The organism is Micromonospora reichwaldensis, from assembly GCF_031845925.1.
In the GTDB taxonomy this organism is placed as follows: Bacteria; Actinomycetota; Actinomycetes; order Mycobacteriales; family Micromonosporaceae; genus Micromonospora; species Micromonospora reichwaldensis.
Genome location: NZ_JAVRFL010000032.1, coordinates 64,659 through 85,537 on the forward strand (window position 1 = coordinate 64,659; position 20,879 = coordinate 85,537).

General features: G+C 73.5%; 20 protein-coding genes. 15 read left to right on the forward strand and 5 right to left on the reverse strand.

The features are described 5' to 3' along the window. The first annotated feature begins 147 nt into the window (after positions 1 to 147). The 3 genes from RM555_RS23720 to RM555_RS23730 all read left to right on the forward strand — a co-directional run bounded on the left by RM555_RS23720 (position 148) and on the right by RM555_RS23730 (position 4,671). On the forward strand, positions 148 to 783 hold the full coding sequence (locus RM555_RS23720) for a hypothetical protein (protein ID WP_311413801.1): 636 nt from the start codon (positions 148 to 150) through the stop codon (positions 781 to 783). Continuing rightward, a complete protein-coding gene (locus tag RM555_RS23725; RefSeq protein WP_311413802.1) occupies positions 770 to 2,869 on the forward strand; it encodes an alpha/beta hydrolase family protein in 2,100 nt (699 codons plus the stop codon). Before RM555_RS23720 ends, RM555_RS23725 begins: the two co-directional genes overlap by 14 nt. A gap of 95 nt (positions 2,870 to 2,964) precedes the next feature. Further along, positions 2,965 to 4,671 carry an ABC transporter ATP-binding protein gene (locus tag RM555_RS23730; RefSeq protein WP_311413803.1) on the forward strand — a complete coding sequence of 569 codons (1,707 nt, stop codon included), beginning with the start codon at positions 2,965 to 2,967 and terminating at the stop codon, positions 4,669 to 4,671. Positions 4,672 to 4,778: 107 nt separating this feature from the next. Here RM555_RS23730 and RM555_RS23735 read toward each other — a convergent pair whose 3' ends face one another. Next, entirely contained in the window at positions 4,779 to 5,540 is a 762-nt protein-coding gene (locus RM555_RS23735) for an SDR family NAD(P)-dependent oxidoreductase (protein ID WP_121400873.1), read from the reverse strand. A gap of 94 nt (positions 5,541 to 5,634) precedes the next feature. Here RM555_RS23735 and RM555_RS23740 point away from each other — a divergent pair, with 94 nt between their 5' ends. The 8 genes from RM555_RS23740 (at position 5,635) to RM555_RS23775 (ending at position 13,090) form a co-directional block, all read left to right on the forward strand. After that, positions 5,635 to 5,994: a histidine triad nucleotide-binding protein gene (locus RM555_RS23740; protein WP_132240408.1), complete on the forward strand. Its 360-nt coding sequence runs from the start codon at positions 5,635 to 5,637 to the stop codon at positions 5,992 to 5,994. Then, positions 5,991 to 7,367: a serine hydrolase domain-containing protein gene (locus RM555_RS23745; RefSeq protein ID WP_311413804.1), complete on the forward strand. Its 1,377-nt coding sequence runs from the start codon at positions 5,991 to 5,993 to the stop codon at positions 7,365 to 7,367. Before RM555_RS23740 ends, RM555_RS23745 begins: the two co-directional genes overlap by 4 nt. A gap of 207 nt (positions 7,368 to 7,574) precedes the next feature. Beyond that, positions 7,575 to 8,630 carry a PhoH family protein gene (locus RM555_RS23750; RefSeq protein ID WP_311413805.1) on the forward strand — a complete coding sequence of 352 codons (1,056 nt, stop codon included), beginning with the start codon at positions 7,575 to 7,577 and terminating at the stop codon, positions 8,628 to 8,630. A gap of 15 nt (positions 8,631 to 8,645) precedes the next feature. Next, entirely contained in the window at positions 8,646 to 9,119 is a 474-nt protein-coding gene (gene ybeY / locus RM555_RS23755) for an rRNA maturation RNase YbeY (RefSeq protein WP_132240405.1), read from the forward strand. Beyond that, positions 9,095 to 10,507, forward strand: coding sequence for a hemolysin family protein (locus tag RM555_RS23760; RefSeq protein ID WP_311413817.1), 1,413 nt, complete (start codon positions 9,095 to 9,097; stop codon positions 10,505 to 10,507). Before ybeY ends, RM555_RS23760 begins: the two co-directional genes overlap by 25 nt. Further along, positions 10,500 to 10,886 carry a cytidine deaminase gene (locus RM555_RS23765; RefSeq protein ID WP_101412356.1) on the forward strand — a complete coding sequence of 129 codons (387 nt, stop codon included), beginning with the start codon at positions 10,500 to 10,502 and terminating at the stop codon, positions 10,884 to 10,886. Before RM555_RS23760 ends, RM555_RS23765 begins: the two co-directional genes overlap by 8 nt. Continuing rightward, entirely contained in the window at positions 10,883 to 11,779 is an 897-nt protein-coding gene (gene era / locus RM555_RS23770) for a GTPase Era (RefSeq protein ID WP_151452825.1), read from the forward strand. Before RM555_RS23765 ends, era begins: the two co-directional genes overlap by 4 nt. A 183-nt stretch (positions 11,780 to 11,962) precedes the next feature. Next, positions 11,963 to 13,090: an acyltransferase family protein gene (locus tag RM555_RS23775; RefSeq protein ID WP_311413806.1), complete on the forward strand. Its 1,128-nt coding sequence runs from the start codon at positions 11,963 to 11,965 to the stop codon at positions 13,088 to 13,090. Here the strand turns inward: RM555_RS23775 and RM555_RS23780 are convergent. Further along, entirely contained in the window at positions 13,077 to 13,907 is an 831-nt protein-coding gene (locus RM555_RS23780) for a DUF4097 family beta strand repeat-containing protein (protein WP_311413807.1), read from the reverse strand. The genes RM555_RS23775 and RM555_RS23780 overlap by 14 nt on opposite strands. A 100-nt stretch (positions 13,908 to 14,007) precedes the next feature. Between RM555_RS23780 and recO the strand changes: the two genes are divergently transcribed. From recO to RM555_RS23795, 3 genes are all read left to right on the forward strand, one after another. After that, positions 14,008 to 14,850 carry a DNA repair protein RecO gene (recO, locus tag RM555_RS23785; protein WP_311413808.1) on the forward strand — a complete coding sequence of 281 codons (843 nt, stop codon included), beginning with the start codon at positions 14,008 to 14,010 and terminating at the stop codon, positions 14,848 to 14,850. 8 nt (positions 14,851 to 14,858) lie between these two features. After that, a complete protein-coding gene (locus RM555_RS23790; RefSeq protein WP_121400234.1) occupies positions 14,859 to 15,662 on the forward strand; it encodes an isoprenyl transferase in 804 nt (267 codons plus the stop codon). A gap of 64 nt (positions 15,663 to 15,726) precedes the next feature. Further along, on the forward strand, positions 15,727 to 15,912 hold the full coding sequence (locus RM555_RS23795) for a hypothetical protein (RefSeq protein WP_311413809.1): 186 nt from the start codon (positions 15,727 to 15,729) through the stop codon (positions 15,910 to 15,912). A 155-nt stretch (positions 15,913 to 16,067) separates the two neighbouring features. Here the strand turns inward: RM555_RS23795 and gndA are convergent, their stop codons facing one another. Next, complete coding sequence (gndA, locus tag RM555_RS23800; protein ID WP_311413818.1) at positions 16,068 to 17,510, reverse strand: NADP-dependent phosphogluconate dehydrogenase; 1,443 nt, start codon at positions 17,508 to 17,510, stop codon at positions 16,068 to 16,070. A 603-nt stretch (positions 17,511 to 18,113) separates the two neighbouring features. Here gndA and RM555_RS23805 point away from each other — a divergent pair. After that, positions 18,114 to 18,350: a hypothetical protein gene (locus tag RM555_RS23805; RefSeq protein WP_311413810.1), complete on the forward strand. Its 237-nt coding sequence runs from the start codon at positions 18,114 to 18,116 to the stop codon at positions 18,348 to 18,350. A gap of 153 nt (positions 18,351 to 18,503) precedes the next feature. On the opposite strand, the gene RM555_RS23810 is transcribed toward RM555_RS23805, so the two are convergent. After that, positions 18,504 to 19,304, reverse strand: a complete 801-nt coding sequence (locus RM555_RS23810; RefSeq protein ID WP_311413811.1) for an energy-coupling factor transporter transmembrane component T family protein — start codon at positions 19,302 to 19,304, stop codon at positions 18,504 to 18,506. A 61-nt stretch (positions 19,305 to 19,365) separates the two neighbouring features. Continuing rightward, positions 19,366 to 20,781: an ABC transporter ATP-binding protein gene (locus RM555_RS23815; protein WP_311413819.1), complete on the reverse strand. Its 1,416-nt coding sequence runs from the start codon at positions 20,779 to 20,781 to the stop codon at positions 19,366 to 19,368. Positions 20,782 to 20,879: the final 98 nt, after the last annotated feature.

Below are 20,879 nucleotides of genomic sequence, written 5' to 3' on the forward strand. Positions count from 1 at the left end.
GAACTGCTCACGACCCCTGGTTGGTTGGTCGCTGCCCTGGCGGGACCGCTCGCCGCCGGTGCGGTGGCCAAGCTCCTCACACCGGCCGACCGGCTGCCCTGGCCGATCGAGAGAGGTCCGTTGCGTGGACCGCACGGACCGCGCAACGTGGCGGCCGCCGAACTCGCCACCGCCGTGCTCGCCGCGACGCTTCCGGTTCGCCCTGCCGCCCTGCTTGTCGCGTTCGCGTACCTCACCCTCACCGTCGTCGCGTACAGGCTGCGGGGGCAGACGTGTGCCTGCTTCGGCTCCGCCGCCATGGTCGGACGGTGGCATATCGCCGCCAACCTGACCGCGGGCCTGCTGTCCGCAGCCGCGGCGGCCCTCGTCCCGCCCGACCGACTTTCGGCACCCTGGCGGCTCGCCGTAACGGCCGCTGCCGCGGTGTGCACCGTCATCGTGGTCCGTACCCTCGACCGTCGGGCGGCGACGACGGCCGGCTCCGCCGACTGCGACCGGCCGCCCGCCATGGTGGAACTCGTGGTGTCCGACACCTGCCCCTCCTGCCGTTCGCTGAAGCAACTGCTGGCTCAGATGGAGCCGGCCCGACGAAACGCCGTGGTCACCCTCGTCGTGAACCGCGGCGAGAAGTTGCCGTACGGCATGACCAGCGTGCCGGCGGCGCAGGCGCTGGATGTCGACGGCCGGCCGATCTGCGCGCCGGTCGACGGGATCGGAGCGGTGAAGGCCCTCATAGACACGATCCGGCTCGGCTCACCGGTCGGTGGTCATGCTGACCGATGAGTGGACCCACCGATCGCCGACCGACCACGGGCGGCCTCCGGACCCCGAGGAGCAATGGGAACGGCGCCGCCCCTGGTGCGAGGTGGCACCCGACGGCCTGGCCTGGGCCGTCGCCCGGGTACCCGCTCATCCCTCCCTGGCGCATCGGCCCCTCGACCTCGCCCGCTGGGAGGACCTGCGCATCGACGTCGGCGCCGCGGGACTCGTCTGCGACCGGCCCACGCTGGAGGATCTCGTCATCGAACGGGCAGACGGAGAGCGACCGTGGCCCGTGATCCTGCCGGGAGCGGTCCACGATCAGCTGGCCTGGCACCCTCGCCGCCCTCTCGTGGCCGGTCTGCTGCAACGCGAGGGTGCACTGCACCCGTGGACGGCCGACTACCACCGGCAGACGGTGACCCACCACCGGCAGATACGCGCCGCCCTGTCCGTGACGTCGTACGGTGGCGCGGGAGAGCCCGTGGTGGCCTGGGCCGGCGACACTCTCCTGCTCCTGGCCGCGCCGCAGGCCACTCGCCCCGCAGCCCTAGCCGAGGAGTTTCCGCCTGCGGCGTACGAGGCTGTCGGGCCTGGACACGTCGCCTTCAGGCCCGACCTCGACGCCCTGCGTCGGATGGCCGCGGCGCGCGTCATGGGGCTCGACATCGCGACCGGAGAGGCCCGTCTCGTCCACCACGCCGATCTGATCCATGGCATGTCCGTCGCGCCGTCCGGCCGACGGCTCCTGCTCCGACACGTCGAAACGGCTGGTGACGGCGGCCGACCCGGCACGTTCGTGTTCCAGGCCCGCATGGTCGACCTCGATGGCGCCTCGGACCCGCTCGCCGTGCCTGCCGACGCCGTCTGGGTGCCGGGCGGCCAGGATGTGCTCGGCTGGCGGTCGGCCCACCCGGGCGGCACGACCGTGCACTTCCGGAACGTCGACGGTCGCGATCATTCCGTCCGCACCGGCGCGGGCGCCTCCTGGCCGCTGTGGCACGGCGACACGCCCGTGGTCCTCGGTGAACAGGACGGACGTCTCACCCTCGACAGCCCGGACGGTACGCGTGCCGTCCGGGCGGCGACTTCCGTCGTCCCGTCGCGCCGCGAACCACTCGTCGTGCACGGTGACCGGGCGGTGTTCCGGTGCCGCCAGGGAGCAGACGTGGGGATTGCCGTGGTGGAACTGGTCAAGGCCACCGCCCACGCACACCCACTTCCGAGTTCCGGCGGTGGCGAACCCGGGCCCAGACGGACCTGGCCGGTCCGACGAGGGGACCGGACGGACCTGATCGTCTTCGACCGCGGCGTGCTGACCCGGCATCACCTCAGCGACGACGCCTCTGCACGCGTCGCGTCCCGGCTGGCCGGACACCGACCCAACCGCCGGCGCAAGCCGCAGCGGGTCGACATGCCGATCACCGACCAGGCACACCTGAGTTGGTCGGCTCCACCCACCGGCGGGGTGCCGATGCTGCTCTGGCTGCGGGCTGTCGGCCGCGGCGAGCAGGTGGGCGCACCGCCACCTGCGACGCTGACAGCCACGGGGCGGCCGGTCGCCACCCTCGACCTGACCCTGGACTGGCCCGCGGACGCCACGGTCGCGTTCCTCGAGGACCAGATCGTCGGGGCGGTTCACGCCGCGCTCGACGCTCCGTCGGTTCAGTCGCACGAGGGCGTCGTCGTGGGCGGGCACAGTTTCGGTGCCACCCTCGCCCTTTTCGCCCTGGCCCGGGTGCCTGGGTTGGCCGCAGCGATCGCGCACAGCGGGTGCTACAACCGCACCCTCACCCCTGTCGGTTTCCAGTTGGAACGCCGCCCGTACTGGGCGGTGCCCGAGCTCTACCAGGCCTTCAGCGCACTGCACCAGGCCGACCAGTTGACGCGTCCTGTCCTGCTGGTCCACGGCGCGGAGGACGACAATCCCGCCACCCCCGCCGATCAGGCGGTGGCGTTCTACCGATGCCTCATTGCCACCGGCGGCCACGCCCGACTGTTGCTCCTGCCTCATGAGAGCCACACGTTCATCTATCGCGAGACCCAGCGGGTGCTGACCGGCGAGCACCGGGCCTGGGTCGACCGGATGACCACGGACGGGGCACGGTGAGCGACCGCGCGGCGCAGCCCAGCGTCTCCCTGCGCGACCTGCTCCGCTCCGGGACGCTCGCACTACGCCTCGCCTGGCAATCCGACCGTTCGGGCGTGGTCACGCTGCTGCTCATCCAGGTGGTGACCGCCGCCCTGCTGGGCTGCGGCCTGCTGCTCCTCCGCCATGCCACCGGCGGTGCCCTGCAGCAGGGGGGACCCGCCGCGACCGCCGACTCGCTGGTGCCGCTCGCCGTGGGCATGGTCGCGTTCGCCGGCCTCGGCGGCACCCTGCGCGCGATCGCGAACACCCGTCAGCGCGTCCTGATGATGCAGTTGGACCGGCACGTCGTCGGACTGGTGCTGGACGCGGCCACGCGGGCCGACATCACCGACTTCGAGGACCCGGACTTCCATGACCGGATGCAACGGGCTGTCTTCGCCTCACGCGGTCAGGCCGTCATGGTCGTCACGACCGTCGTTGCGGTCGTGCAGACGGCCCTGGCCCTAATCGCGGTGACCGCGACATTCCTGCTGATGGCCTGGTGGCTGCTGCCCTTCGCGTTGATCAGCGCACTACCGGCCGTGAAGGCGGCGCGCGATGAACGGCGCGACAGCTACGGCCTGAACCGGGACCTCGCCGAGAACCGCCGGAAGCGCCAGTACCTGGAACGGCTGATGACCGGCCGCGACGAGGCGAAGGAGATCCGCGCGCTCGGCCTCGGTCCACTGCTGCGGGAGAGGTGGAACGACCGCTACGGCGACGAGGCACGGCGCACCACGACCACGTACCGCCGCCACCTGCGACGCCAGATCGCCGCGCGCTGGACCGGGGACGCGTTCTCCCTCGCTGTCGTCGCCGCCGTATGGTGGGCGGTCACCCGGTCCGTCCTGGATCTGCCCACCGCCCTCACCGCGATGACCGGACTGTGGCTGCTCTCCGCCCGGATGCAGATCGTGGGCTCTCTGTTCAACAACGTCGGCAGCGCCGCGCTGTACCTCCACGACCTGCGCACCTTCATCACCGATTCCGCCCCCCAGCCGACAGCCGTCGCGCCGGCCCCGTTCCGTTCGCTCCGCGCGCTCGGCGTCTCCTTCACCTATCCCGGTGCGGACCGGCCGGCGTTGCAGGACGTCACGGTGCGGTTGGAGGCGGGACAACTCGTCGCGCTCGTCGGCGCCAACGGGTCCGGCAAGACCACCCTGGCGAAGATCCTCAGTGGTCTGTACCGGCCTGCCGAGGGACGGCTGGACCTGAACGGCGAACCAGTCACGGATCTCGGCGCGCTGCGTGCCCAGACTGCCGTCGTCTTCCAGGATTTCGTCCGGTATCGCTTTTCCGCCATGGACAACATCGCCTTCGGCCGCCCCGACGTCCCGTTCGACCCGCGTGGCGTCCGGACGGCGGCCGAGCAGGCCGGTGCGCACGGCTTCCTGACCCGCTTACGGCACGGGTACGACACGATGCTCAGCAAGGAGTTCTCCGACGGTAGCGACCTGTCACTCGGGCAATGGCAGCGGCTGGCCATCGCCCGCGCCTTCTACCGCGACGCCCCACTGGTGGTTCTCGACGAGCCGACCGCCTCCCTGGACCCCGACGCCGAGGCGGAACTGTTCGCGCACCTCCGGGAACTGTTCCGCGGCCGGACAGTGCTGCTCATCTCGCACCGCCTCGCGAGCGTCCGCCATGCCGACGCCGTCTACGTGCTGCAGGACGGCCGGATCGTCGAGCACGGCACGCACGAATCACTGACGGAACTGGGAGGTACGTACGCGCGGCTCTACCGTACGCAGGCCGACGCCTATCAGAAGGTTCCCTCCTGACGTGGTCCGGCCAGTAGCCCGGGGAAGAGGTGCACCGGCTGGTCCTTCGGGCTGAGGTCCAGCCGGGCCGGGCCCCTCCGTCGGGCCGGTGCCGCCGCCCGGCGGGGTCAGCTGCGCAGGTATGAGGCGCCGTTGAGGTCGACGATGGTGCCGGAGGCCCACTCCGCCTGCGGGGAGGCGAGCCAGTGCACGGCGGCGGCGATCTCCTCGGGGCGGGCCACCCGGTTGAACGGGCTCTGCGCCCGGATCGCGGCGCCCCGCTCCCCGCTCAGGTGTCCGGTGGTCATGTCGGTCTCCACGAAGCCCGGGGCGACCGTCGCGATCGTGATGCCGTACGGGGCGAGGGCCACCGCCAGCGACTGCCCCAGCGCGTTGAGTCCCGCCTTGCTCGCCCCGTACGCCGGCTGCTCCGGCTCGCCCCGGAACGCCCCGCGGGAGGAGACGTTGACGATCCGGCCGCCCCGGTCGCGCATGTGCTGCGCGGCGCACCAGATGACGTTGCCCGCGCCGGTCAGGTTGGTCTCCAGCACCTGTCGCCACTGCGCGCGCCACTGCTCGTAGGAGGCGCCGAAGACCGGGTGCGGGGCGTCCCGCTCGCCGTACACCCCGGCGTTGTTGACCAGCACGTCGAGCCCGCCGAGCAGGCCGGCCGCCTCGTCGACCATGGCCCGTACGGCGTCCGGGTCGGTGAGGTCGGCGCGGACCACGACGTGCCCCTCGCCGGGCAGTTCGGCGCGTAGCCGCTCGGCCAGCTCCGCCGAGTCCCGGTGGTGGATCGCCACCCGGTCGCCGCCTGCCGCGAACGCGGTCGCCACCGCCCGCCCGATGCCGCGCGAGGCCCCCGTCACCAGTACCGCCCGTGAAGTCACGCCGGACATCATGCCCGGCCCGCCCGGGGTGCAAGGAAGGGACCCTTCCTCTACCGAAGGCGTTGACAAGGTGCCCTTCCTTACACTGCCCCGCATGGGAACCGACTGCCTCTTCTGCCGGATCGTCGCCGGGGAGATCCCGGCCACGATCGTCCGGGAAACCGCCACCACGCTCGCCTTCCGCGACATCGACCCGAAGGCGCCGGTGCACGTGCTGGTCATCCCGAAGGAGCACTACGCCGACGTGGCGGCGCTCGCCCAGGGCGATCCGGCGCTGGCCGGAGAGGTGCTCGCCACGGCCGCCACCGTGGCCGAGGACGAGGGACTGCTCGGCGACGGCTTCCGGCTGATGTTCAACACCGGCGCGTACGGCGGCCAGGAGGTCTTCCACGTGCACGCGCACGTGCTCGGCGGGGCGCCGCTGGGCCCGATGCTGGCCCGGAACCTCGCGTGACGGCGGTCGACGACCGCCTGTCGCGGATGGTCCGGACGGTCCAGGCGCAGGCCCGGGTGCCGGCGGTGTCGGCGGCCCTGCACCGGGCGGACCGCCCGCTCTGGACGTGCGCCGTCGGCGGTACCGGCAACGGCACCGAGCTGGGGCCGGGCACCCGGTTCCGGATCGGGTCGGTCACGAAGACGTTCACCGCCGTGCTGACCCTCCAGTGCCGCGACGACGGCCTGCTGGACCTCGACGACCCGCTGGGCCGGCACCTGGACCTGCCGGCCCACGGCGAGCTGACGGTGCGCCGGCTGCTGTCGCACACCGCCGGCCTGCAACGCGAGCCGTACGGCGACGTCTGGGACACCCTGCGCACGCCGGACGCCGACGGGCTGGTCGCCGACCTGGCCCGGGCCGAGCGGGTGCTGCCCCCGGGCCGCCGCTACCACTACTCGAACCTCGGCATGGCGCTGCTCGGCCGGCTCGTCGGCCACCTGCGGGGCGGCACCTGGGCGGAGGCGCTCGCCGAGCGGGTGCTGACCCCGCTGGGACTGGCCGCGACCTCGACGGAACCCGGGCCGCACGCCGCGACGGGGTTCCTGGTCGACGCCTACTCCGACGAGGCGCGCCCCGAGCCGCCGACCGACTTCGGGGCGATCGGTCCGGCGGCGCAGCTCTGGAGCACCGCCTCCGACATGGCCCGCTGGGCGGCCTTCCTCGCCGACCCGGCGGCGCTGGACCCGGCCGGCGCCGTGCTCGCCCCGACGACGCTCGACGAGATGCGCTGGCCGGCGACGGTCACCGACGAGACGCTCTGGGCCGACGGCTTCGGGCTGGGGCTGATCCTGGTGCCGCAGGGCGAGCGGATCATGCACGTCGGGCACTACGGCGCGATGCCCGGCTTCCTGGCCAGCGTCTACGGCCGGCGGGGCGGGGAGGGCACTCCCGGCGCCATGGGGGTCGCGGTGCTCGGCTCCTCCGGCACCGCCGGCGAGGTCCTCGACCTGCCGCACCGGCTGCTGGCCGCCGCGGTCGAGCACGACCCCGCCGACGTCACGCCGTGGCAGCCGGGCCCGCCCGCCCCCGAGGGCGTACGCGGGCTGCTCGGCCGCTGGTGGGGGGAGGGTTTCGAGTACGTCTTCTCCTGGCACGACGGCGAGCTGCGGGCCCGGGGCGCCGATGATCCGGCCGGAAAGCCGCCGTCGGTCTTCGTCGCGCTGCCGGACCGGCCGGACGTGTTTCGCACGGTCTCCGGCCGGGAGGCGGGGGAGCTGCTCCGGCTGACCCGGGACGAGCACGGCACGGTGGTGCGGATGCACTGGGCGACCTACCGGTTCACCCGGCACCAGGAGACCTTCGAGCGGTACGACTTCCGAGCCGGCTCCTGATCCGCGCGACCGGACGGGCCGAGGACCCGCCCCGTCCGGTCCGCCCGGGCCGCGGACGAGGTGACCGGTCCGCCCGTGCCCCACGCGCGGAAATGGGCAGGGTGCCGCCGCTGTTGGAAAGATAAGATGGCAGTAACGTCAGCGCGCCGCGCCAGCAGGCCGGCGCCGAGATCGAGAGCAGGTGCGCAGGGCCCCTCGGCCCGACCTATGACCGGCACCCCACCTCCCGGCCCGCCCCGGGTGCAGACCAGGATCACCGTCCCGGATTCCAAGATCATGGTCAACCTGCTCGGCGCGGGTGACGAGATCCTGCGACTGGTCGAGCGCTCGGTCGACAGCGACGTGCACGTCCGGGGCAACGAGATCACCATCACCGGCGCCCCCGCCGACAACGCCCTCGCCGAGCGGATCTTCAGCGAGCTGCTGGAACTCATCGAGAAAGGCGAGACCCTGACCACTGACGCCGTGCGGCGTACCGTCGGCATGCTCGAGCAGGGCGGCGCCGAGCGGCCCGCCGAGGTCCTGACGCTCAACATCCTCTCCCGGCGCGGCCGCACCATCCGTCCCAAGACGCTGGGGCAGAAGCGCTACGTCGACGCGATCGACGCGCACACCATCGTCTTCGGCATCGGCCCCGCCGGCACCGGCAAGACCTACCTGGCGATGGCGAAGGCCGTCCAGGCGTTGCAGGCCAAGCAGGTCAACCGGATCATCCTGACCCGGCCGGCGGTCGAGGCGGGGGAACGGCTCGGCTTCCTGCCCGGCACGCTCAACGAGAAGATCGACCCCTACCTGCGCCCGCTCTACGACGCGCTGCACGACATGCTCGACCCGGATTCCATCCCCAAGCTGATGGCGGCGGGCACGATCGAGGTCGCGCCGCTGGCATATATGCGGGGAAGAACCCTGAATGACGCCTTCATCATCCTCGACGAGGCGCAGAACACCACGCCCGAGCAGATGAAGATGTTCCTCACCCGGCTCGGCTTCAATTCCAAGATCGTCGTCACCGGTGACGTCACCCAGGTGGACCTTCCCGGCGGCACGACCAGCGGCCTGCGGGTGGTCCGGGAGATCCTGGAGAACGTGGAGGACGTGCACTTCGCCGAGCTCTCCAGCTCCGACGTGGTCCGCCACCGGCTGGTCGGGGAGATCGTCGACGCGTACGCCCGCTGGGACGAGCGGGAGAACCAGCAGGCGCAGAGCGTGCACGCCGTGCCGGGGCGGTCCGCCCAGGGCGGCCGGGCCGGCCGGCGCCGCTAGACCGAGGGAAGACTGTTGTCCATCGAGATCGCCAACGAGTCGGGTGTCGACGTCGACACCGACGCCGTGCTCGCCGTGGCCCGGCACGCCCTCGACGAGATGGGGGTCAACCCCCTCGCCGAGCTGTCCGTGCTGCTGGTCGACATCGACTACATGACCGAGCTCAACCACCGGTGGATGGGCGGCGACGGCCCGACCGACGTGCTCGCCTTCCCCATGGACGAGGGCAGCGTCGACCACGGGCCCGGCGAGACGTCCGCCGCCGGCGGCGAGCCCGCGCTGCTCGGCGACATCGTGCTCTGCCCGGAGGTGGCGGCCAAGCAGGCGGCCACCGCCGGTCACGCCGCCGCCGACGAGCTGCACCTGCTCACCGTGCACGGGGTGCTGCACCTGCTCGGCTACGACCACGCCGAGCCGGAGGAGGAACGGGAGATGTTCGCCCTCCAGGCCCGGCTGCTGGCGAGCTGGCGGTCGACCCGGTCCCGGTGATGGCCACCCCGACACTGGCGGCCGCCGCCACCGGCCTGCCCGACCTGCAACTGCTGGTCTTCGCGGCCGGCCTGGTGGTGCTGGCCGGCCTCATCGCCATGACCGAGGCGGCCCTCGCCGCGGTCTCGCCCGCCCGCGCCGCCGAGCTGGCCCGCGACGGCGCGCGGGGCGCACGGACGCTCCAGGCCGTCGCCGGGGACGTGGTCCGCCACCTCAACCTCCTGCTCCTGCTGCGGCTGCTCGCCGAGCTGACCGCCACCACCCTGGTGGCGCTGGTCGCGGTCGACACCTTCGGCGCGGGCTGGCGCGCGGCGCTGGTCACCGCCGGCGCGATGACCGTGATCAGCTTCGTGGTGGTCGGGGTCGGCCCCCGCACCATCGGCCGGCAGCACGCGTACGTGGTCGGGCGGTCCGTCGCCCCGCTGGTCCGCTGGCTGGGCCGGGCGCTCAACCCGCTCGCCTCGCTGCTGATCCTGATCGGAAACGCGGTCACGCCGGGGCGGGGCTTCCGGGAGGGTCCGTTCGCCACCCAGGTGGAGCTGCGCGAGCTGGTCGACCTGGCCGAGCAGCGCGGTGTCGTGGAGCACGGCGAGCGGCAGATGATCCACTCGGTCTTCGCGCTCGGCGACACCATCGCCCGGGAGGTGATGGTGCCGCGTACCGAGATGGTGTGGATAGAGGAACGCAAGACGCTCTCCCAGGCGTTGGCGCTCTTCCTGCGCTCCGGCTTCTCCCGGATCCCCGTCATCGGCGAGAGCGTCGACGACGTGCTCGGCGTGCTCTACCTCAAGGACCTGATCCGGCGGACCCAGGGCGGTGCCCCGGAGGACCGGCAGCTCCCCGTCGCCGAGCTGATGCGCCCCGCCACCTTCGTGCCCGAGTCCAAGCCGGTCGACGACCTGCTCTCGGAGATGCAGGCCGCCCGCAACCACCTGGTCATCGTCGTCGACGAGTACGGCGGCACCGGCGGGCTGGTCACCATCGAGGACATCCTGGAGGAGATCGTCGGTGAGATCACCGACGAGTACGATGTCGAGCGCCCGCCGGTCGAGCACCTCGACGACGGGGCGGTGCGGGTCACCGCGCGGCTCCCGGTGGAGGATCTGGGCGAGCTGTTCGACACCGACCTCCCCACCGACGAGGTGGAGACCGTCGGCGGCCTGCTCGCCCAGTCCCTGGGCCGGGTCCCGATCCCCGGGGCGCAGGTCGAGGTCGCCGGGCTCCAGTTGGTCGCCGAGGGCACCACCGGCCGACGCAACCGGATCGACACCGTGCTGGTGAGCCGGGCGGAGTCGACCGACACGCAGAACGGCCCGGGGCGTGGCGAGCACGCCGAGCCCCGGAACGACACGAACCGATCCGAGGAGAGGCAACCCGCCGATGCCTGAGTCACCCGCCGTACCGGCCGCCCGGCCCACCCCGTCCGACCCGGTCGAGCTGAGCGCCGAGGACGGCAAGCTGGTCGTCCTGGCGCGGGGCGCGCGTGGCCGGGTGGGCGCCGTGGAGGGCGCGGCGGTCCGCGACCAGGACGGTCGGACGTACGCGGCGGCCAGCGTGTCGCTGCCGTCGTTGACGATCACCGCGCTCCAGCTCGCGGTGGCGTCCGCGGTGGCTGCCGGCGCGACCCGGCTGGAGGCCGCCGTGGTGGTCACCGAGGCGTCGACCCTGGACGGCGCGGGGCACGCGGCGGTACGCGACCTCGCCGCGGACGCGCCGATCCACGTGGCCGCCCCGGACGGGTCCGTCCTCGGCACGGTGGTCGAGTGAGCGATCTCCAGCCGCGCCCCTACCGGGCCGGGTTCGCCTGTTTCGTCGGCCGGCCGAACGCCGGCAAGTCGACGCTGACCAACGCGATCGTCGGGCAGAAGATCGCCATCACCTCGAACAAGCCGCAGACGACCAGGCACATCATCCGGGCCGTCCTGCACCGCCCGGAGTCCCAGCTCGTGCTGGTCGACACTCCGGGCCTGCACCGCCCCCGTACGCTGCTCGGCGAGCGCCTCAACGACCTGGTCCGGCAGACCTGGAGCGAGGTCGACGTGATCGGCCTCTGCATCCCGGCGGACGAGCCGATCGGGCGGGGCGACCGGTTCATCACCGGCGAGCTGGCCGAGTTGAAGGCCACCGTGCTGGCGGTGGTCACGAAGACCGACCTGGTGGACCGCAAGCGGCTGGCCGAGCAACTGCTCGCGGTCAGCGAGCTGGGTGAGTTCGCCGAGGTGGTGCCGGTCAGCGCGGTCTCCGGGCACCAGGTGGACACCCTGGTCGACGTGATGACCGGCTACCTGCCCGAGTCGCCGCAGCTCTATCCCGACGACATGCTCACCGACGACCCTGAGCAGGTGCTGGTCGCCGAGCTGATCCGGGAGGCCGCCCTGGAGGGCGTCCGCGACGAGCTGCCGCACTCGATCGCGGTGGTCGTCGAGGAGATGGTCCCCGAGGGCCGGCTCATGAAGATCTACGCCGATGTCTACGTCGAGCGACCCAGCCAGAAGGCGATCGTCATCGGCCACCGGGCGAGTCGGCTCAAGCACGTCGGCACCACCGCCCGGCGGCAGATCGAGGAGCTGCTCGGCACCCGGGTCTACCTCGACCTGCACGTCCGGGTGGCGAAGGACTGGCAGCGGGATCCGAAGCAGCTGCGCAAGCTGGGCTTCTGAGATCGGGGCCGGGGCGCGTACGCGTACGTTTCCCGGCCCCGGTGCGGCCCGTCCGGCGCGTGATCGGTCCCGGTCGGACGTATGGAAGATGTCACGTTCTGGTGGGTTCTCTTCTGTTTGGCGTGCTCGGCCCGGAGGGTAGGGGTAGGACAGCCCCGTATCCCCGGACATAGATGCAGGCTGATGCGAAACCGATACCTGGACCTGCTCCGCTTCCTGGCCATCGTTCGAGTCGTCGTCTACCACGTCACCGGTTGGGCCACGCTGACCCTCGTCTTCCCGGCGATGTCGGTGATGTTCGCGCTCGCCGGCTCGCTGATGGCGGCCTCACTGCACCGGTGGGGACCGGGGGCAATAGTGCGTCGGCTGCGACGCCTGCTGCCGTCGCTGTGGGTGCTCGCCGCCATCTTCGTGCCGGCCATGCTGCTCACCGGGTTGCCGCTGAGCCCGAAGGTGCTGCTCTGGCTCTTTCCCATCGCCGACCCGCCGGCCAACGGCTGGGGTGCCATCGCGCTCAGCGTGATCTGGTACCTGCGCGACTACCTCTGGTTCGTGCTCGCCTCGCCGGTGGCCCTCTGGCTGTTCCGGCGCGCCCCGGTGCCCACCCTGATCGCCCCGTACGCCCTGCTCGCGGCGGCCGAACTGGGCCTGCTCCCGGCGCTGCCGGTGGCGCTGCACCAGTTCGGGCTCTACTTCGGGGCCTGGCTGCTCGGCTTCGCCCACCAGGCCGGCATGCTGCGCCGCCTGGCCAACCGGGTGCTGGTCCCGGTCGCGCTGGCCCTCGCCGCCGCCGGAGCCGGCTGGATCGTCACCCACCCCGGGCCGCGCGGGTACGACCTGAACGACAACCCCCTGGGCAACGCCCTCTGGTCGGCGGCCTTCGTCCTCGTGCTGCTCGGCCGGGGGCCGGCGAGCGCACCCTGGGTGGACCACCGCGCCGCGTTCGGCCGGGTGGTGACCATCTTCAACCGGCGGGCGCTCACCGTCTACCTGTGGCACATGCCGTTCGTGGTGGCGCTCACCCCGCTGGTCGACGTGGTGGGCTGGTCGCACCAGGACCCGCTCGGCCTGGCGATCCGGGTCGCGTTGGTCTTCGCGCTGGTCGCGGCGGTGACCGCTCTCGTCGGCTGGGTGGAGGACGTGGCCGCCCGCAGGCCGCCGGAGATCGTCCCCGGCCGTGCCCGCCCCGGCCCGGCCACCGTCGGCCCGGCCACCGTCGGCAGGGTCGGCGGACCGGTCAACGGGCGGGCGGTGGTGCCGGGGCCCCGGGCCGCGCGGGAGCCGGAGACCGTCGAGATCAACGCTGGGTGACCGTGATGTCGCCGCTGCCGGTGGAGAGGTCGAGCACCAGCGTGGCGGACGGGTCGTCGGTGACGCCCAGCTCGGCGTCGCCGCCGTCGGTGTTGGAGCGGACCCGGTAGCGGCCCGTCGGCACGACCAGGTCGACGCTCCCGCTGGAGGCGTGCACCCGCGCCGAGGCCGGCGTCGTGAGGTCGACTGCGATGTCCCCGGAGCCCGTCTCCGCGTCCACCCCGCCGCCGAGGCGGTGCCCGGTGATGTCGCCCGACGAGGTACGCAGCGTGACCGCTGCGGCGACCTCGTCGACCTCGACGTTGCCGGAGCCGGTCTGGGCGCGTACGGGCCCGCCGGCGCCGGCCACCTGGATGTTGCCGGAGCCGGTCTCCGCGCGTACGGGGCCGCTGGAGGCGGTCACCCGGATGTTGCCCGAGCCGAGCCGCATCTCCACCGGGCCCACCCTGCTCAGGTCGACGTCACCGGAGCCGGTCTCGCCCTTCACGCTCACCCCGTCCGGGGCGGTGACCTCGTAGGAGATGCTGCACCGGGAACCGCAGTCGGTGTCCAGCACCAGCTCGCCGCCCTTGACCTCGTACGTCGTGTCGGGTTGACCGCCCTGGTAGCGCACCACCCGCTTGATCCGCACCTCGTCCTGCGCGCCGATGGCGCGGACGGTCACGTCGCCGGCCCCCGGGAGCACCCGGATGCTGTTGATCCGGACCGCCTCGGTGTTGTCGTAGTCGAGCCGGCGGAAGGACAGGTTGTCGCACCCGGCGGAGACGATCAGGGTGGCGGCCGCAGCGAGCGCGGCGGCGGTGCGGTGCAGAGCCATGCGAGCACGCTACGAGGCGTGACGGCCCCCGCGCATCGGGGTTCCGCGCGCGGACACCCCGAGCTGACCCTGATTCCGCACCCCGAGAGAGAATGGTCCGATGGCCGGATACCGCCGACAGCTCTACCGCGACGACGCGGTGGTCCTGCGCGTGCAGAAGCTCGGCGAGTCCGACCGGATCATCACCCTGCTCACCCGCCGGCACGGCCGGCTCCGCGCGGTGGCCCGGGGGATCCGCCGCACCACCAGCAAGTTCGGTGCCCGGCTGGAGCCGTTCGGTCACGTCGACCTCCAGCTCGCCGGCGACCCGAAGGGCAACCTGGGCAGCTCGCTGCACACGGTCAGCCAGGTCGAGGGCATCGACCTCTACGGCAAGCGGTTCCTCGGCGACTATCCCCGCTACACGGCGGCCAGCGCGATCGCCGAGACCGCCGAGCGGCTCACCCCCGTCGAACGGGAGCCGTCGCTGCGGCTGTTCCAGCTCACCCTGGGCGCGCTGCGGGCGCTCGCCGAGGGCAGCCACGCCACCACCCTGGTGCTCGACGCGTACCTGCTGCGGGGCATGACGCTCGCCGGTTGGGCGCCGGCGCTGACCGCCTGCGCCGTCTGCGGCACGCCGGGGCGGCACCGGGCGTTCTCCGTACCGGCCGGGGGCGCGGTCTGCCCGGACTGCCGGCCGCCCGGCGCGGCCCATCCCGCCCCGGCCACCATCGACCTGATGTCCGCGCTGACCAGCGGCGACTGGCGGGTCGCCGACGCCACCGAGACCGGCGTACGCCGGGAGTGCAGCGGCCTGGTCGCGGCACACCTGCAGTGGCACCTGGAGCGCGCGCTACGCTCGCTGCCGCTGGTCGACCGGGGCGCCCCGGGGGCCGGCCCGGTCCCGCCGCCGCCCGGCGTCGGGTCCGGTGCGGACGGTGTGAACAGGGGGAGAACCGAGTGATCCGATCGATGAGGGCCGGGCGTCGCGAGCCGGTGCCGCCGACTCCGCACCCGTCGGGCGCCCGGCCGCCGGCGCTGCCCGCCGACGCGGTGCCGAAGCACGTCGCCGTGGTGATGGACGGCAACGGCCGGTGGGCCAAGGATCGCGGGCTGCCCCGCACCAAGGGCCACGAGGCGGGGGAGTTCTCCCTCTTCGACACGGTCGAGGGCGCCATCGAGCTGGGCATCCCCTACCTGTCGGCGTACGCCTTCTCCACCGAGAACTGGCGGCGCTCGCCGGACGAGGTCCGGTTCCTGATGGGCTTCAACCGCGACGTCATCCGCCGCCGCCGTGACCAGCTGGTCGACCTGGGGGTGCGGGTGGTCTGGTCCGGCCGGGCCGGCCGGCTCTGGAAGAGCGTCATCTCCGAGTTGCAGACGGCGGAGGAGATGTCCCGGGGCAACTCGACGCTGACCCTCCAGTTCTGCGTCAACTACGGCGGTCAGGCCGAGATCGCCGACGCCGCCGCCGCCATCGCCCGCGACGTGGCGGCGGGCCGGCTGGACCCGGAGAAGGTCAACGAGAAGACGGTCGCGAAGTACCTCTACCACCCGGAGATCCCCGAGGTGGACCTGTTCCTGCGTCCCTCCGGCGAGGAGCGGATCTCGAACTTCCTGCTCTGGCAGACCGCGTACGCCGAGCTGATCTTCCTCGACACGCTCTGGCCCGACTTCGACCGCCGCCACCTCTGGTACGCCTGCGAGCTGTACGCGCAGCGGGACCGTCGCTTCGGCGGCGCGCTGCCCAACCCGGTCGCCCCGCCGCCCGCCTGAGGCTTACCGCCCGGTCGTACGGGGTACCACGGTGGTCAGCAGCCACCGACGGAGGTGAACCCACATGATCCAGAAGCGTATTGCCCAGTGGGCGATGATGGCCGTCGCCGTGCCGTTGGCGGCGGCGGGCGCGCGCCGGCTCAGCCACACGCTGGAGGCCCGCCGCGGCCCGACCGGGGTGAGCCGCCTGCTCACCAAGGGCGCCGACATGCTCCGCCCGCAGAAGGCGAAGCGCCGCCGCTTCTTCTGACGCCCACTGCCAACCCGCCACCCCGTGACCTGACCCCACCCCCGACCCGTTCGTCGATCATGCAGTCGTGGTGCTCCGCGAAAGCCCCACACCGGGGCGTTCCGGCCACCAGAAGTGCATGATCGACTCGCGGGTCGGGGGTTCGGGGTTTCGGGTCAGGTTCTGGTTTCGGTGCGGTCGGTGGGCCAGCGGGTGTGGAAGGTGCCCTCGCGGTCCACGCGCTGGTAGGTGTGCGCCCCGAAGTTGTCCCGCAGCGCCTGGATCAGGGCGGCCGGCAGCCGCTGGGCGCGCAGCGCGTCGAAGTACGCCAGCGACGAGGCGAACGCCGGGGCCGGCACGCCCGCCCGCGCCGCGTCGGCCACCACCCGCCGCCAGCTCGGCACGCCGTCGTTCACGGTGTCCGCGAACCACGGCGCCACCAGCAGCGTCGGCAGGTCGGGCCGCTCGTCGTACGCTTGGCGGATGCGGTCCAGGAAGCGGGCCCGGATGATGCAGCCGCCCCGCCAGATCGTCGCGGTGCCGCCCAGGTCGATGCCCCAGTCGTACTCGCGGGAGCCGGCGCGGATGTGGTCGAAGCCCTGCGCGTACGCGACGATCTTCGAGGCGAGCAGGGCGCGGCGGACGTCCTCGACGAAGGCGTCGGGGTCCTCGACCCGCCAGGTCGCGCCCATGTCCGGGAATGCCCCACGGGCCGCCTCGCGCTGGTCGGCGTGCCCGGAGAGCGAGCGGGCGAAGGTCGCCTCGGCGATGCCGGTGATGGGGATGCCCAGGTCGAGCGCGCTCTGCACCGTCCAGCGGCCGGTGCCCTTCTGCTCGGCGCGGTCCAGCACGACGTCCACGAACGCCCGCCCGGTGGCCGCGTCGGTGTGCGCCAGCACGTCGGCGGTGATCTCGATCAGGAAGGACTCCAGCTCGCCGGAGTTCCAGCCACGGAAGATCTCCGCGAGCTGCGCCGGCTGCGCGCCCAGTCCGGCCCGCAGCAGGTCGTACGCCTCCGCGATGAGCTGCATGTCGGCGTACTCGATGCCGTTGTGCACCATCTTGACGAAGTGCCCGGCGCCGTCCGGCCCGATGTGCCGGCAGCACGGTACCCCGTCCACCTGGGCGGCGATCCGTTCGAAGATCGGCCCGAGCGTGCGGTACGACTCCGCGGATCCGCCCGGCATGATGCTCGGGCCCCGCAGGGCGCCCTCCTCGCCACCGGAGACGCCGGTGCCGACGAAGTGCAGGCCGTGGGCCCGTAGCGCCTCCTCCCGCCGGCGGGTGTCGGCGAAGTGCGCGTTGCCGCAGTCCACGACGATGTCGCCCGCGTCGAGCAGCGGGACCAGCTCGTCGACCACGGCGTCGGTGGGGCCGCCCGCCTTGACCATCACGATGACCGCGCGGGGCCGCTCCAGCGACGCGACGAAGTCGGCCATCGACTCGGCGGGCAGGAACGTGCCCTCGTCCCCGTGCTCCGCGACGAGGCCGCGGGTGCGCTCCGGCGACCGGTTGTGCACCGCCACGGCGAAACCGTTGCGGGCCAGGTTGCGGGCCAGGTTCCGGCCCATCACCGCCAGTCCGGTCACGCCGATCCGTGCCGTCGCCCGCCCGGCCATCCGTCCGCCCTCCGCCGTCGACACCCGCCGGTGCGACCGTATCGCCGGGCGGGGCGCCCCGGAGGCGTGTCAGGCACTCCGTCACCGCCACGTGGCGGTCGCCCCGAAGGGCGCGGGGGCCACCCGATGACCCTCGGCCGGGCGGTCTCCCCGGGACGCGACCGGCCTGCCGAGACCCTTCGCCGGGCGGCCTGCCTCTGCGAGGCGGCGCCCGGCCGGCTGCGGGCCCCGCCGGGCGGACTCCGTGCGGACGCGACCGGCCTACCACGGACCCTGCCGGGCGGCCTCCGTGGGGCCCGACCGGCCGGCTGCGGACCCCGCCGGTAATTCGGGTGCGCGCGACCGGTGGGGCGGCTAACGTGTGGGCATGCGCAACTGACGCCCCACTTCCGAGCCGACCCGCCGCCGCGTCGCCGCGGGTCCGCGTGCTCCCGGGCGTCCGCATTCCGCACCTGCCGTCGAACGGCGGTGCTCCTCGTGGCCGATCCCGGGCAGCTGTCCCGATCCCGCCCGACCGTCGCGCGACGGTCGCCGAACGAGGCGGGCCCCGGTCACCGGACGTCGCTCCGGTGTGGCAGGGCCCGCAGACCGAGGAGGCACCGGATGCCCGCCAGGCGCAACCCGAAGAAGTCCCGTACCACCGTCCCCACGCCGTCCGTCGCGGACCTGACGCCCGTCAACCTCGACGAGGTGGCGGTCGCGCCGGTCGTGCCGGCGCTGCCGGTCGACCGACCGGCGGCGCCGAAGGCCGGTCCGCCGGTCTCCGGCACCGGCCGCTCCGGCGCGCTGCGCGGCCAGAAGGCCGGGCAGGCCCGCCGGTACGCCTTCCGGCGCAGCTGACGGTGCCGGCCGGGTGGAGCCGTCGTCACCGGCGACTCCACCCGGCCCGCCCGCGCCCGACCACCCGGGCAGGCGCCTTCGCCCGGCCCACCCGCCGTCCGCCCCACCCGGTTGGCGCCTGCGCCCGGCCCGCCCGCCGATCAACGGGCGGCGTCAGCCGATCAACGGGCGGAAGGTGCCGAGCAGCACGCTGACGGTCAGCGCGGCCCCGGCGAGCACCGCCGCGCCGGCGATCAGCAGGCCGTCGGCGGCGACGAAGCGCTGTCGCCGGGCGACGGTGCGCGGGACCCCGGCGTCGAAGCCCCGGGCGTCCATCGCCACGGCCAGCCGGGTGCCCCGGCGGATCGCCCCGACGAGCAGCGCGAAGGCCGTCGACACGAACAGCCGCAGCTTCGCCAGCGGGTTGCGGCCGGCCTCGACCCCCCGGGCGCGACGCGCCATGGAGATCATCTGCCACTCCTGCCCCAGCAGCGGCACGAGCCGGAACGCGGCCAGCGCCCCGATGGCGAACCGGGCCGGCGCCTTCGCGTTCTGGATCAGCGCGTCCGCCAGGTCGGTCGGGTCGGTCGTGGCGAAGACGATCACGCCGGGCAGCGCCACCGCGAACATGCGCAGCACCAGGCCGAGCGCGGTGAGCAGCACCCCGGAGGTGACCACCACCGGGCCGGCCTCGACCAGCACCCGACCGGAGCGCTCGGCCGCGAAGAGCACCAGCGTCACCACCACGCCGACCGCGCCGACCAGCAGCGGCCAGGCCCGCCGCGCCAACACCCGGAAACGGACCCCGAACAGCGGCAGCAGGGCCAACTCGGCGGCGATCGCGATGGCCGGGGCCACCGGGTCCAGGGTGGCGATCAGGATGAACGAGAACACCAGCGCCGCGGCGAGCTTGGCCACCGGATTGCGCCGGGCCAGCAACGCCTCCGGCGCGGCGACCGGCTCGAAACTGATCACGCCCGCCCCAGGGTGGGGCGGCGGTCCGGGTGGGTGACCGGTGCGGCGGTTCGGTCGCTGGTCACGGGCGCTCCAGGGTGAGGCGGTGGTCTGCCAGTGCGGCGACGAACTCCAGGTCGTGGGTGACGGCGACCAGGCCGTGCCCGGCGTCGCGCAGCTCGGCGAAGAGGTCCACCAGCTCCAGCCAGGTCCGCCGGTCCTGGCCGAAGGTCGGTTCGTCGCACACGAGCAGGCGGGGCGCGGTGGCCAGGGCGGTCGCCACGCTCAGCCGCCGCGCCTCCCCGCCGGAGAGGGTGTACGGGTTGGCGGCGGCGAGTTTCGTCAACCGCAGCCGGGACAGCAGGGTGTCGACGGTGGTCCGGACCGCCGCCTCGGGCTGGCCGGTGCGGCGCGGGCCGAGCGCCAGCTCGTCGAAGACGGTGTTGGTGACGAACTGGTGCTCCGGGTCCTGGAAGACCGAGCCGATCCGGCGGGCCAGTGCCGGGGCGCGCCAGCGGTGCGGGGGAGTGCGGGCGTCGCCGCCGGCCAGTGCCGCCGTCGCCGCGATCCGGCCGGTGCCGGGCTTGAGCAGGCCGCCCAGCAGCAGGGCGAGGGTCGACTTGCCGGCCCCGTTGGGCCCGACGACGGCGAGCGCCTCGCCGGCGCGTACCGCCAGGTCGACGGGGGCCAGCCGGGGCGGCAGGCCGAGTTGGTCGGCGGCGACCAGCACGTCGCCGGGGGGCGCGGTCGCGTGGCGGGGCGGTACCGGGCGGCCGGGCACCCAGACGCCCTCGTCGGCTAGCGCGTCGCCGTGCGTACCGAAGACGGCCTCGGGCGTGCCGTCGGCGCGGACGCCGCCGCCGGGTTCGAGCACGACCACCCGGTCGATCAGGGGCAAGGCCTCGGCGACCCGGTGCTCGACCAGGATCAGCGTGGTGTCGGCGTCCAGCGCGCCGGCCACCGCCGCCCGGATCAGCGCCGCGCCGGTCGGGTCGAGGTTGGCGGTCGGCTCGTCGAGCAGCAGCAGGCCGGGGCGCAGGGCCAGCACGCCTGCCAGGGCGAGCCGCTGCTGCTCGCCGCCGGAGAGCGCGGCGGTGTGGCGGTCGCGGTGGTAGGGGAAACCGACCCGGGCCAGCGCCTCGTCGACGCGGGGCCAGATCTCCCCGGCGGGGGTACCGCGGTTCTCCAACCCGAACGCCACGTCGTCGCCGCTGCGGGCCATCACGAGCTGGGTCTGCGGGTCCTGGAAGACGATGCCGACCCGCTCCCGGCCCTTGCGGGGGTCGAGCCCGTCGATCTCGACGGTGCCCTCCTGTTCGCCCGAGTCCTCGGGCAGCAGCCCGGCCAGCGCGGCGAGCAGGGTGCTCTTGCCGGCCCCGGAGGGCCCCAGCAGCAGCACCCGCTCCCCGGCTTCCACGCGCAGGTCCACCCCGCGTACGGCCCAGGCCCGCCGCCCGGCGTGCCGCCACCCGAACCCCCGCAACGTCACCGCCCCCACGCCGCCCCCTTCCTTCCTGCCCGCCCGCAGGCGGGCGTTGATCATGAGGTTGTTGTCGTTCGGCACGGCGTGTCGTGACAACAACTTCATGATCAACG